Origin of the sequence: Sphingomonas sp., from assembly GCF_041661825.1 — a bacterium.
Taxonomy (GTDB): domain Bacteria; phylum Pseudomonadota; class Alphaproteobacteria; order Sphingomonadales; family Sphingomonadaceae; genus Sphingomonas.
In genome coordinates this window covers 1-12468 of record NZ_JBAZTU010000008.1, presented here as the reverse complement: position 1 = coordinate 12468, position 12468 = coordinate 1, and the positions used below count along the sequence as shown (strand labels likewise).

The 12468-nt window shown below is 62.6% G+C and carries 10 protein-coding genes and 1 pseudogene; 7 read left to right on the top strand and 4 right to left on the bottom strand.

The window, feature by feature from the left end:
• Window positions 1–16: 16 nt before the first annotated feature.
• A complete protein-coding gene (locus WC729_RS28575) occupies window positions 17–763 on the top strand; it encodes an SDR family NAD(P)-dependent oxidoreductase (RefSeq protein WP_372858141.1) in 747 nt (248 codons plus the stop codon).
• A gap of 112 nt (window positions 764–875) precedes the next feature.
• Here the strand turns inward: WC729_RS28575 and WC729_RS28570 are convergent, their stop codons facing one another.
• Entirely contained in the window at window positions 876–1487 is a 612-nt protein-coding gene (locus WC729_RS28570; RefSeq protein WP_372858293.1) for a TetR/AcrR family transcriptional regulator, read from the bottom strand.
• A gap of 341 nt (window positions 1488–1828) precedes the next feature.
• On the opposite strand from WC729_RS28570, the gene WC729_RS28565 reads away from it, so the two are divergent.
• From WC729_RS28565 to WC729_RS28540, 6 genes are all read left to right on the top strand, one after another.
• Window positions 1829–2980, top strand: a complete 1152-nt coding sequence (locus WC729_RS28565; RefSeq protein WP_372858140.1) for an LLM class flavin-dependent oxidoreductase — start codon at window positions 1829–1831, stop codon at window positions 2978–2980.
• Between the two features lie 716 nt (window positions 2981–3696).
• Window positions 3697–6177, top strand: a complete 2481-nt coding sequence (locus WC729_RS28560) for a TonB-dependent receptor (protein WP_372858138.1) — start codon at window positions 3697–3699, stop codon at window positions 6175–6177.
• A 115-nt stretch (window positions 6178–6292) separates the two neighbouring features.
• Window positions 6293–6610, top strand: coding sequence for a ferredoxin (locus WC729_RS28555; RefSeq protein WP_372858137.1), 318 nt, complete (start codon window positions 6293–6295; stop codon window positions 6608–6610).
• A 56-nt stretch (window positions 6611–6666) separates the two neighbouring features.
• Entirely contained in the window at window positions 6667–7428 is a 762-nt protein-coding gene (locus WC729_RS28550; RefSeq protein WP_372858135.1) for an SDR family NAD(P)-dependent oxidoreductase, read from the top strand.
• A gap of 79 nt (window positions 7429–7507) precedes the next feature.
• Entirely contained in the window at window positions 7508–8668 is a 1161-nt protein-coding gene (locus tag WC729_RS28545) for an acetyl-CoA C-acetyltransferase (RefSeq protein ID WP_372858134.1), read from the top strand.
• 863 nt (window positions 8669–9531) lie between these two features.
• On the top strand, window positions 9532–9732 hold the full coding sequence (locus tag WC729_RS28540; protein WP_372858133.1) for a hypothetical protein: 201 nt from the start codon (window positions 9532–9534) through the stop codon (window positions 9730–9732).
• A 4-nt stretch (window positions 9733–9736) separates the two neighbouring features.
• Here WC729_RS28540 and WC729_RS28535 read toward each other — a convergent pair whose 3' ends face one another.
• From WC729_RS28535 to WC729_RS28525, 3 genes and pseudogenes are all read right to left on the bottom strand, one after another.
• Window positions 9737–10357: a response regulator transcription factor gene (locus WC729_RS28535; RefSeq protein WP_372858131.1), complete on the bottom strand. Its 621-nt coding sequence runs from the start codon at window positions 10355–10357 to the stop codon at window positions 9737–9739.
• Window positions 10350–12089 carry a PAS domain S-box protein gene (locus WC729_RS28530; protein WP_372858292.1) on the bottom strand — a complete coding sequence of 580 codons (1740 nt, stop codon included), beginning with the start codon at window positions 12087–12089 and terminating at the stop codon, window positions 10350–10352. The genes WC729_RS28535 and WC729_RS28530 overlap by 8 nt, the downstream gene beginning before the upstream one ends.
• A 252-nt stretch (window positions 12090–12341) precedes the next feature.
• A pseudogene (locus WC729_RS28525) lies at window positions 12342–12468 on the bottom strand (5-aminolevulinate synthase); the annotation flags it as partial.

The window sequence follows — 12468 nt, the reverse complement described above, 5'->3', positions numbered from 1 at the left end:
TCAAAGGAGAGCGATTGTGGGCAGACTGAGCGGCAAGATAGCAATCATTACCGGCGCGGCGCGCGGCATGGGTGAATCGCATGCCCGCACCTTCGCGCGCGAGGGTGCGAAGGTCGTCATGACCGATCTGCGCGGCGACGCCGGGCGCGCGTTGCAGAAGGAACTGGGCGATGCGACCCTGTTCGTCGAGCATGACGTGACGGACCTCGCGCAATGGGTGTCCGTGGTGGAACAGGCCGAGGCCGCTTTCGGCCCGGTCGATATCCTGGTCAACAACGCCGGCATCCTCGGCGCGATGGCACGGACCGCTGATCTTACGGAGCAGGATTATCTCGCGGTGTGCGCGGTCAACCAGCACTCCGTCTTCTTTGGCATGCGCGCCGTGCTGCCCTCGATGTTGAAGGCGGGGCACGGATCGATCGTCAACATTTCCTCGATCGCGGGGCTTGCCGCCAATTACGGCTTCCCCAGCCTGGCCTATGTCGCGAGCAAGTTCGCGGTCCGCGGCATGACCAAGGCGACCGCAATCGAATATGGGCCGCACAACATTCGCGTGAACTCCGTGCATCCCGGCTTCATCCAGACGCCGATGATGGTCGAAGCGACGAACGAAGAGGGCGGCGATGCGCTGTCGCTGATTCCGCTGGGGCGCATTGCGGACCCGCAGGAAGTCTCGAATCTCGTGCTGTTCCTCGCGTCGGACGAAGCGTCCTACATCACCGGTGCCGAGCATCTCGTCGATGCCGGGATGCTCGCGCAGTAACCTGTTGCCGGAAACCGCCGGGCGCGGCCCGGCGCCCCGTACCGCGTCGCGATCTTTCCCGATCGCGACGCCGTTGGCGGTCAGCCAGACGCGGCCCCAGACGCAGCCAGGGTCATTTCCCAAAGTCGCTATCGAGCCGCAGCGGTGCGCAAACGCAGCTGACGACCTGCTCGATCGTGTCGTCGAGCGCTTCCTCGAAACTCTCCTCGCCGGCGGCGCGCGTCTCGAATGTTTCATGGCGCGAAAGGATCGCGAGAAACATGAAGCTGCCGGTCACCAGCCGGCGCTGCGCGACCTCTTCCGGCAAATAGGACAAGCGAGCGCGCAGGAGATCGAACGTGCGGTTGAGATGGAAATGGGCCGTCCCGCCGAAATCGCCGAAACGGTGCGACCGACTGCGCATCAGATACTGGCTGAGAAATCCCGCATAGGAATGATGACCCTTGCCGTCCGGCAGTTCGAGCTGCGGCAGAAGAACGATATCGAGCAACGTTCTCGCGTCGGTCAGGCGGTTCTGCCGTTCCGCCGCCTCAAGCATACGCGCCCTGACCGGCTCCATCTGCTCCATGCGATAGTCGAAGATCGCTTCGACCAGGCCCTCGCGCGAGCCGAAATGATACTGAACCGCGAAGTGATTGCCCTGTCCGGCATTCGAGGCGATCTTGCGCATCGACACACCGTTGATGCCGCCTTCCGCGAACATTTCCTCGGCCACCAGAATCATCCGCACCTTCCCGTCGATCTCAGGTCCGGGAGAAAATGTGTCGGGCTCAGTCAAACCGCGCTCCATTGAGACATGTGTTTTAGTTTCCTTTGTTGTACCGTTGGGCGCCCGGCTTGTCGACAATGGCCGGAATAGAGCCATATCTATCTAATATACAATGATTTTCCGTGCCCCGCCGCGTGCCTGAACTGGTGTTTTGCCCCACCGGTCACTGGACTGGCTCCACTAGAATCAAACGATTGACTTAATCGAGCTCCTGCGACATCATCCTTGCAACGCGGGCGAAGCGACCAGCGCAGCGCTGGCGCCGTCTTATCAAATGGCCCGCAAGGAGAGCGATCATGGCAATGGAAACCGGACTCATCTTCCACCCCTATATGCGGCCGGGCCGAACCGCGCGGCAGACGTTCGAATGGGGTGTGCAGAGCTCGGTCGCGAGCGACAAGGCCGGCTTCGATTCGATGATGATTTCCGAGCACGCGTCGCAGATCTGGGAGAATATTCCCAATCCCGAGCTGATCATCGCCGCTGCTGCGCTGCAGACCAAGAACATCAAGTTCGCACCGATGGCGCATATCCTGCCGCATCATAATCCGACCAAGCTGGCGATGATGGTCGGCTGGCTGTCGCAGATCCTGGAGGGCCGCTATTTCATGGGCATCGGCGCGGGCGCGTATCCGCTCGCTTCCTACATGCATGGCATCCGCGGCGACGACCAGACAACCGAGCACCTCAATTCCATGGTCCGCGAATCGCTCGAGATCATGGAGAAAATCTGGAAGCGCGAGCCCTTCTTCTTCGAGGGCAAATATTGGGATGCCGGCTTCCCCGAAGAGGAAGTCGCGTTGACCGAGGAGGATGAGCAGCACAAACTCGCCAACTACGCGCCCTGGGGCGGCTCCTTCCCGGAATTCGCCGTTACCGGCTTCAGCGCGAATTCGCCCTCGATGCGGCTCGCGGGCGAGAAGAATTTCAAGCCGGTCTCGATCTTCTCGGGCGAGGAGGCATTGAAGCGGCATTGGGATATCTATGCCGAGGCGAACATCAAGGCCGGCTTCACGCCGGACCGCCAGCGCCATGCCGTCTCCCAGACCGTCTTCGTCGGCGACACCGATGCCGAAGCCAAGAAGGAAGTGATGGAGGGCCCGATCGGCTATTGCTTCAACAAATATCTGATCCCCATCTGGCGCCGGTTCGGCATGATGGACGGCTTCGCCAAGGATGCGGGGATTGATCCGCTCACGGCCGATCTCGAATTCCTCGTCGATCACGTTTTCGTGGTCGGATCGCCGGATACCGTCGTCGACAAGATCAACACATTGTTCGCAAAGGTCGGCGGCTGGGGCACGCTGCAGATCGAGAGCCACGATTATTACGACGATCCGGCACCATGGTTCCACTCGCTGGAACTGGCCGCCAAAGAGGTTGCGCCGCGCATCACGCTTCCCGGGCAGGCGTCGATCACCAGGCCCGCGGAAGCGGCGATGAGCTGAAACGAGAAATGGAGCGGGCCTTGCGGGCCCGCTCCCTTCGATCAGTGCAAGGCGCACAATTGTGGCCGATCTTCGGAGCGGAAGACCATAGACCCATAGGCTGGTGCGAAGCATTGCCGGGTTCGCGCGTGTTGATGGGCCAACTCTTGTCGGCATCGCAGATGTCGGCCTAATTCTTATTCTTCGCCGCCAGCCGCCGGCTGGCGTGCTGCATCTGCGCGTCATCAAGCGGGCGTCTGCGTGCAACTAGCGGCAAGGCTGCGATAGAATCATAAATTATTCATATAAATCATAGTGATAATACTAGAAGAGCCTGCGCCCTTCACTCTACCGCGCCTTTTGCGCAACACATGCGACGATTAGTAATCATTGCCTATTGCCGACCCAGACTAATTGTGATTAGGTTATCAAATCGACCGGGCAAACAGCCCGGCGCAGAGGAGGCCACCGGAGACGTGGCCCCACTTATGGGGAGAGGCTGAATGGCGAATTCAACCATCGAACATGCATTCGCGATGCTGGCAGAGCGCTCGCCCGCCGATGCTGGCGGGGCGGCGGCCCCTAATCTGAAATTGGTCCGCGCCGGTTGGCGACGCTGGCCTTGGCATATCCTCCCTTGGAGCGGCGCTACCGACCAGAGCGGCGTAGCCCGTCAATCCGCCTGAAAAACACGAAACGTGGCGAGACAAGCCACCGACCTGACAAGGAGAAGATGAATGTCCAGCAAGAGGATTCTGTCGGCACGGTCGACGCGTCGTTCAACGATATTTTCGCTCGACAGGGTCGGCGCACGATCGATCGACGTCGGGCCGGCCATGATGACGGCCGCGGTAGCGCTGGTCGCCTTTGCCGCCACCCCCGCCATGGCGCAGACATCGCCCGACGTTCCCGCCGCCCCGGCAGTGGAAAATGCCGTCCCGCCGGCCCAGGAAGCCGCAGTCGGCGACGGCGACATCATCGTCACGGCGCAACGCCGTGAAGAATCCCTGTCGAAGGTACCGCTCTCGGTTTCCGCCCTCAGCGCCGACACGCTTCAGCAGCGCGTCGTGACCCAGGAGCAGGATCTGGCGGCGCTCGTACCCGGCCTCGTCGTCAAGAATGGCCAGAACCAGAATCAGCTCAGCTTCACGCTCCGCGGACAGACGCTCGATCCGTTCTCCGGCGCCAGCCCGGCGGTGCTGACCTATCTGAACGAAGTCCCCTTCACCGGCGGCAATTCCGCGTCCGCCTTTTACGATTTTTCATCGGTGCAGGTCCTGAAAGGGCCGCAGGGCACGCTGTTCGGACGCAACGCGACCGGCGGCGCGGTGCTCTACGCGTCCACCCTCCCAGGCAACGACATCGGCGGCTTCGCCACCATCCGCGGTGGCGAGCGCAACATGGTCCAGGTCCAGGGTGCGATCGATCTGCCGCTGATCCCGGAGAAACTGCTGATCCGTGTCGCCGGCAATTACCACAGGCAGGACGGCTATGTCCGCAACCTGCTGACCGGTAATACCCTGGGCGATATCGACAGCAAGTCGGGCCGTATCACCGTGCTGGCGCGGCCGTTCGATGGCTTCGAGAATGTGACCGTGGCTCAATATAGCGATTTCGGCGGCACCGAATCGAACGGGCAGCTCTTCTCCTATTACAAGCTCGGCCAGACCAATACGTCCGCGCAGACCGGCATCACCTATCCGCTGACGACGACGCTCGACACCGTCTATGGCAATGGCCTGTTCCCGGGCGTCGGCAATGGCCCGCCGGGCCCTGGCACGTTCCCGGGTGCGGTTGCCGGCTATCTCGCCTGGCAGAAGGCGAACATGTACAAGACCTATCTCTCGTACGATCTGCCCCACAAGGCACACAGCACTTTCATCTCGAACACCTCGACGCTCGACATCAGCGACGCCCTGACCTTCAAGAACATCCTCGGCTTCCAGCGCACCTATGCCCGGACGCCCGGCATCCTCAGCGGCACGCCGTTCGCCTCGCTCGATCTCTATAACAGCAGCGGCGCCTTTACCGGCCCGCCCGGCGGCGAAGTGTTTCGCAACAAGAGCTTCTCGGAAGAAGCGCAGTTGCAGGGCACCGCCGGCAATCTGAAATATATCGTCGGCTTCTTCTATAATTACTCGACCAAGGAAGAGGCGATCCCGGTGATCGTCGGCGGGGAGCTGGCGGCGCCGCTCGGCGAGGTGCTGTACCACACCTTCGGCGTCAGTCGGTCACGCGCCCTTTACGGCCAGGCTACCTACGACTTTTCCAACCTGCTCGAAGGACTCAGCCTCACCGGCGGTGGCCGCTATACGTGGGAAACGGTGGAGCTGAAGCCCTATGCCGACCATGCGTTCGCCGCCAATTTCCCGAAGGAAAAGCGTACGCTGCAGGATCCGAGCTGGAACGCGAACATCCAGTGGCAGTTCAATCCCCAGAACCAGATATATTTCACCCATCGCGGCAGTTTTCGTGCGGGCAATTTCAATGGCGCCGTGGTGCCCTATAATTTTGCGAACTTCTTCGGCAACGAGAATACCTATGATTTCGAGATCGGCTATAAATTCAACGGCCTGATCGGCGGACGGCGCGCCCATTTCAACATCGCCGCCTATGACCAGATCGTGAAGAACGCCCAGCATTCGCTGTACGCGGTCGTTGCAGGGGCGCCGTCGGCCTTCACCGTCAATGTGCCGAAGGCGAAGATCAAGGGCATCGAAATGGATGCCGACATCATGGCGAGCGACTGGCTCAAGCTCGGCGTGTCCGGCGCCTATACCGATGCGAAATACACCGAGAATCTCGTCGACCTGTCACTTCAGACCGGCAATCCGGGCTTCATCGTGCCGTTCGACTCCTATCCCGACGCTCCGAAATGGTCGGGGTCCTTCTATGCCGACGTGACGCTGCCGACCCCGTCCGAATGGGGTGACATCCATGTCCGCGCCGACACGTTCTCGCAAAGCTCGACCTTCTTCTCGAGCAACAACTACTCGATCACCCCGGGGACGCAGCTGCCGGGCTATACGACGGTGGCCGCGCGCGTGAGCTGGAACGACATCATGGGCAGCAAATTCTCGCTCGCCGTCTATGCCAAGAACATCCTCGACAAGGGATATTACCAGGCCGGCTATGTCGAGGGCGCATCGGGCGGTTTCAATACCGCCATCCCGGGCGAACCCCAGACCTTCGGCGCGGAAGTCTCGGTCAAATTCTAGAAACGACTCACTGGCGCCTCCCGGGGCGCCAGTGGCCGCGGGCTGCCGACGTCAGTGCGGGCATCCGGGCGGCAGGGTCAACGCTCGACATATCGGTGGAAAGAGAATGATTTCAGTGCCCCACATCATTGTGACCAACCGTGAGGGCGACGAGCTTCGGATTGCCGGCCAGCCGGACCGGACCGTCATGGAGACAATACGCGATGGCGGCGTCAATGAACTTCTCGCGCTGTGCGGTGGCTGCTGCAGTTGCGCGACATGCCATATCTATGTCGATCCGGCCTTCGCTCACCTGTTGCCGGCAATGTCCGATGACGAAAGCGAGCTTCTCGACAGCAGCGGCGCCCGCAACGAGCGATCGCGTCTGGCCTGCCAGATCCCCCTCAACGACCTGCTCGACGGTCTCCGGGTCGAGGTCGCGCCTGACACGTGACTGTACTCGATGCATGTGACGAGCCATCGACCTGATCTGATCCTGGGAGAGCCACCATGAATGTCGAACAGATTGCGGCGATCGTCACGGGCGGAGCCTCCGGCCTGGGCGGCGCGACCGCGAGAATGCTGGCGGCGAAGGGAGCGAAGATCACGATCTTCGATCTCAATGCCGAGCAGGGCAAAAAAACCGCCGCGGAGATCGGCGGCCAGTTCGTCGCGGTGAACGTCGCCGACGAGGATAGCGTGAATGCCGGGCTCGCCGAAGCCGAGGCCAGGAACGGTGTCGCCCGGATCCTGGTCAACTGCGCCGGCGTCGCGCCGGCCATGCGGATCGTCAACAAGGAAGGCGTGCCGCATTCGCTCGAGACCTTCCGCAAGACCGTCGAGGTCAATCTGGTCGGCACGTTCAACATGCTATCGAAATTCGCCGCGCGGCTGATCGCGGCACGCATCGAGGGTGAGGAAGCGGGCGTGATCGTCAATACGGCCTCCGTCGCTGCCTATGACGGCCAGGTGGGCCAGGTCGCTTATGCCGCGTCCAAGGGCGGTGTGGTCGGATTGACCCTGAGCGCCGCCCGCGACCTCGCACAGCACCGCATTCGCGTCGTCACCGTGGCGCCCGGCATCTTCCTCACGCCGATGCTGATGGGGCTGCCGCAGGCCGCGCAGGAGTCGCTCGGCACGCAGGTACCGCACCCGAGCCGGCTCGGCCGGCCCGAGGAATTCGCCCAGTTCATCGAGAGCATCCTCGCGAACCCGATGCTCAACGGAGAAGTGATCCGCCTCGACGGCGCGATCCGCATGGCGCCGCGATGATCCCCGCCAGCGCGATGCCGAGCCCGTCCGCGACGGCTGTCCCGGCGCACGCGCCCGGTGTCACTGGAGTAATCTGAGCATGGCCGAGGCCTATATCGTCGAAGCCGTCCGGACCGCATCCGGCCGCCGCAAGGGCGCGCTGTCGGGCCTGCATCCCGCCGACATGGGCGGCATGATCCTTGACGCGCTGGTCGCACGCTCGGGCATCGATCCGGCGGCAATCGAGGATGTGATCGTCGGCTGCGTCAGCCAGGCGGGCGAGCAGGCCTTTGCCTTCGGCCGCAACCTCGTGCTCGCATCCGGCCTGCCCCAGACCGTCCCCGCCGTCACGATCGACCGGCAGTGCGGATCCTCGCAACAGGCGCTGCATTTCGCTGCCCAGGCAATCCTGTCGGGCATGCAGGACGTGGTGATCGCCGCCGGCGCGGAAAGCATGACGCGCGTGCCCATGGGCTCGAATTATACGCTGCACGCGCAGGCGGGGATCGGTGAAGGCCCCTGGTCGAGCAAGATCCTCGATCGCTTCGGCGTCACCGGGTTCAGCCAGTTCCACGGCGCACAAGCCATCGCGACCAAATATGGCTTCAGCCGCGAGGGCATGGATGGCTATGCTCTCGAGAGCCATCGCCGTGCCGCCGCGGCCATAGCTGCTGGAGCATTCCGCGACGAGATCGTGCCGATCGAGACCGCCGATGGCCGCTTCGACCAGGACGAGGGCGTGCGCTTCGATGCATCGGCGGAAGGCCTGGCGGGTCTCAAGACGCTCGCGGAGGGCGGATCGATCACCGCCGGCAATGCCAGCCAGATCGCCGACGGCGCCTCGGGCACGCTCATGGTCAGTGAGGCGGCGTTGAAGCGGTTCGACCTCACGCCCCTCGCCCGTATCGTCAACCTGACGGTGACCGCGGGCGACCCGGTGATCATGCTCGAGGAGCCGATCATGGCGACCCGGAAAGCGCTGCGGCGCGCTGGATTGACGCTGGACGATATCGACCTGTTCGAGGTGAACGAAGCGTTCGCGTCGGTGCCGATGGCGTGGCTGAAAGCGCTCGGGGCAGATCCGGCGAAGCTCAACGTCAATGGCGGCGCGATCGCGCTTGGCCATCCGCTCGGGGCGAGCGGCACCAAACTCATGGCCACATTGGTACACGCGCTGAAGGCACGCGGCGGGCGCTACGGCCTGCAGACGATGTGCGAGGGCGGCGGCATCGCCAATGTGACGATCATCGAACGCCTCTGACGGGCAATGAAGGACCGTTCGGGACCAATGGATGGTCGCGAGGTGTTCATCGCCGGTGCCGCGAGGCGGGTTTCATCCCTGGTAGGCCCGATGCCCGGGGCGCCGGCACGGCAGTGCGGCTCCTTGAGGGAAGGCGTTGACGCCTGGCTTTTCGTTACTTCACTGGAGGCGGGTTCCGTGACCGGCCCATCGCTGAGGTCCGATGGAGGCTGTGTCGGGTCATGACAGGCGGTCGCTACGCCATTCTGATCGTCGGGAATTTGTAGGGAGGAAATGGTGCGCTTACAGGACTCGAACCCGCCAATTAACATCATGATACTAGATGATTATTCTACACCTCTCCAATACGTGGCCCCAACGCGGCCCCTGACAAAAATCGGGACACGAACCTGCGCCGAATGCGGAAAACCAGCCGCGCTAGAGGTAGCAAAATGGATGGCAAATCAGATCGCGCCCTCATGCATTCAGGCGATAGCGGCAGACGCTCTCCAGCAAGCTGCGCATTCAGAGACTCGCTCGACGGGCCAGGCAAGCTGCTCATCGGTTTTGGAGTAGTGGGGTGAATAACGAGCATTCACATAGGCTATGAGTGTTGACCGGGTGTCGTCGCGACGAGATCGCGGCGCTCAAATGGCATGAGGTAGAGACTTCGAGCGTGGCGTCCTGGCCCTTGGTGACAGCAAGACCGGCAGGTCAATCCGTCGACGCGACGGCAGCCGGCCTCCTTCTCAAGGGCATCGAACGGGAGGAGGGCAGCGACTATGTCTTCCCGGCGATGTCGGGCGAGAGGCACCTCCAGGGCACCACGGGAATTTGGCCGAGGGATCCTGAAACGGGCTGGTTTAATCGACGTCACCCCACACATGCTTCGCGACACCATGGGTGCAATGTCGAGGTCATCAGGCGAGGCCTTTGCCCTGACCGGAGCCATCCTCGGCCACGTCAATCTCTCGACCATGCGTTATGCCCATGTGCAACTCGATCCATCCCTGAAGGCAGCGGACCGCGTTGGAAACAAGCTGGCCGCTGCCCTTGCTGGCAAGAGCGCAGGACTGTCAGCTTGAAGCGTCAGACGCCCTGGCCGTAGCCCGCAGCGAACGCGATGCGGAGCGCGTCCGAAAAACTGCGTGCATCGAACTTCGCCATGATGTTCGCGCGGTGCACCTCGACCGTACGCGGCGAGATGCCGAGATCGAACGCGATCGTCTTGTTCGGCAGCCCCTTTGCGAGACCTTCCAGCACATCACGCTCCCGTGCGGTGAGCGCGCCGATCAGTATCGTGGCGTCCTCGGCACGGGCGGCGGCATTCTCGGATTGGTCGATCCGGTCGAACGCAGCGTCGATCGCCTGAAGCAGCGAAGCCTTGTCGAACGGCTTTTCGAGGAAGTCGACCGCACCTGCCTTCATCGCCCGTACCGCGATCGACACGTCGCCATGCCCGGTAAGGATCACGACGGGCATGGCGATGCCCCGCTCGCCGAGCAGCTTCTGGACCTCCAGGCCGTCCATTTCCGGCATGCGCACATCGAGAAGGATGCAGCCTGATTGAAGATGCTTCACCTCTTTCAGAAAGGCGACGCCGGAGGACCATGCCTCCACGGCAAACCCGGATGTCTTGAGCATGAAGCTTACGGAACGCCGGATAGCATCCTCGTCATCGACGATATGGATCAGGCGCCTTTCACTCATCAATTGTCTCCTGGGTCATGCCGACAAGGGTGAAGTGGAAGCTGGTACCGCCGCCGGCGCGCGGCTCCATCCAGATTCGCCCGCCATTCGCCTCAACTATCGTGCGGCAGATCGACAGGCCAAGCCCCATACCCTCACTCTTCGTGCTATTGAACGCCTGAAACAGGTTTTCCGCGATGTCCGCCGCGATGCCATGGCCCGTATCCGAAACGGTGACCTGAATGACTCCCGGCGATTCTTCGCGGGTAGCGATGAGGAGCTGACGATGCTCGCTCTCCGCCATGGCGTCGATGGCATTGCGCATCAGGTTGATCAGCACCTGCTGGATCTGGACCTTGTCGACAAGGACAGGGACAGTGCGTGCGAGGTCGAACCGCACGTCGATACCCTTCTGGGCGGCGCCGATCAAGCCGAGCTTGGCCGCTTCGTCGATCAAGGGCAGCAGGTTCTCGATCGTCTTGTCGACCTCCCCGCGCGCAACGAACTCTCGCAACCGGCGAACGATGTTCCCGGCGCGCATCGCTTCGCCGGCCGCGTCGTGAAGTGCCTCGCGGATCATTGGCAGGTCTTCCGGATCAGGCTTTTCCAACAGGTCCCGCACCCCTTCCATATAATTGGCGACCGCGGTCAGCGGCTGGTTGAGCTCATGTGCAAGCGTCGAGGCCATGGTTCCCATTGCGCTGACCCGGGCGGCATGGACCAGGCCGGACCGTAACTCTTCGATCTCGGCCTCGGCCCTGTGCTTCTCGCTGAGATCCCGGATGAAGCCCGTGAACACCTGCTGATCGCCCGCGACAGCCTCGCCGACCGCCAGTTCCATCGGAAAATGGCTGCCGTCCTTGCGCATTGCGGTCACGACCCGGCCGATGCCGATGATGCGGCGCTCGGCCGTCCGCAGATAATGTTCGAGATAGCCGTCATGCGCTTCGCGATAGGGCGACGGCATCAGGACGGACACGTTCTTCCCGATCATCTCCGCCTCGGAATAGCCGAAGGCCCGCTCTGCCGCCGCACTGAACGACAGGATCAGGCCTCGATTGTCGATAAGGACCATGGCGTCCGGGACAGTCGACAGGATCGACTGCAGCAGCGCCGCATTGGCGCTCAGCTCGCGCTCGGCGGCGCGCTGCTCCGTCACGTCGCGGATCACCTTGCCGAAGCCGCGCAGCACATTCTCGCTGTCGTAGAGCGCTGTCATCGTGACATGGGCGAGAAATTCCGTCCGGTCCTTGCGGAGCCGCCAGTCCTCCTCCTCGTACTTGCCCAGCGCACGGGCACGGTCGAGGTCGATTTGGGGTTTGCCCGCCGCAAGGGCACTGTCCGGATAGAAGATCGAGACATGACGGCCCACCACCTCCTTCTCTATCCATCCCTTCAACCGCTCGGCACCCCGGTTCCAGATCGTGACGTGGCCGGTCGGGTCCAGCATGTAGATCGCATAGCCCGCGGTACCGTCGATCAGGAGGTTCAGTTCATCGGCGATCTCGTTTGCCGCGCGGGCGCGTTTGTTCGCGCGGTCCTCCGAAACCTGAGAATGATCCTGCAACGTGGCCAGACGCCTTGCGATCACGATGATGATGGTCGTGGCGACCAGGAAGGCAGAGAGCTGAATCAAGCCCGGTGATCCATCGGGCAGCCCGCCGACGGCGACCGCCATGATCATCGTGGCAACCGTCGCGACGATGGCGGGCCCGGTGCCACCAAAGGCGGCCGCCGCCAGGACGGCGACCATGTAGAAGAGGAATCGTGCTTCGCCCTGTATCCAGGGCTCCAGGACCGCATTGCCCAATGCCGCAATGCCCACGACGACACAGGCAAGCGCGTAGCGGAAAATTGGGGTTCCCAGCTGGGCCCGATCGATACTCCGGTTTACGATGGTCACCTGGTGAGCCCCTCCCCGGGGATCGCGATGCTAGTCCATCCGGTCGTGGCCAGCAAATGGGGTGGGTCGCCAATCGGCCGATCCAGACGCGCTGCATCCATGTCAGGCGGCCTTGCGCAGGTCCAGCCGGCTCCAGATTTCGACCAGCGCGCCGGTCAGCTCGCGCATCATCGCTTCGTCATGCGCGGGGCCGGGGGTGAAGCGCAGCCGCTCGGTGCCGCGCGGCACC

Bases quoted from the DNA above. Each gene is read 5' to 3' on its own strand.
- WC729_RS28570 (WP_372858293.1), bottom strand. From the start codon at position 1,487: ATGATTCTGGTGGCCGAGGAAATGTTCGCGGAAGGCGGCATCAACGGT.
- WC729_RS28565 (WP_372858140.1), top strand. From the start codon at position 1,829: ATGGCAATGGAAACCGGACTCATCTTCCACCCCTATATGCGGCCGGGC.
- WC729_RS28560 (WP_372858138.1), top strand. From the start codon at position 3,697: ATGTCCAGCAAGAGGATTCTGTCGGCACGGTCGACGCGTCGTTCAACG.
- WC729_RS28550 (WP_372858135.1), top strand. From the start codon at position 6,667: ATGAATGTCGAACAGATTGCGGCGATCGTCACGGGCGGAGCCTCCGGC.
- WC729_RS28545 (WP_372858134.1), top strand. From the start codon at position 7,508: ATGGCCGAGGCCTATATCGTCGAAGCCGTCCGGACCGCATCCGGCCGC.
- WC729_RS28540 (WP_372858133.1), top strand. From the start codon at position 9,532: ATGCTTCGCGACACCATGGGTGCAATGTCGAGGTCATCAGGCGAGGCC.
- WC729_RS28535 (WP_372858131.1), bottom strand. From the start codon at position 10,357: ATGAGTGAAAGGCGCCTGATCCATATCGTCGATGACGAGGATGCTATC.
- WC729_RS28530 (WP_372858292.1), bottom strand. From the start codon at position 12,089: ATGGTCGCCGTCCTGGCGGCGGCCGCCTTTGGTGGCACCGGGCCCGCC.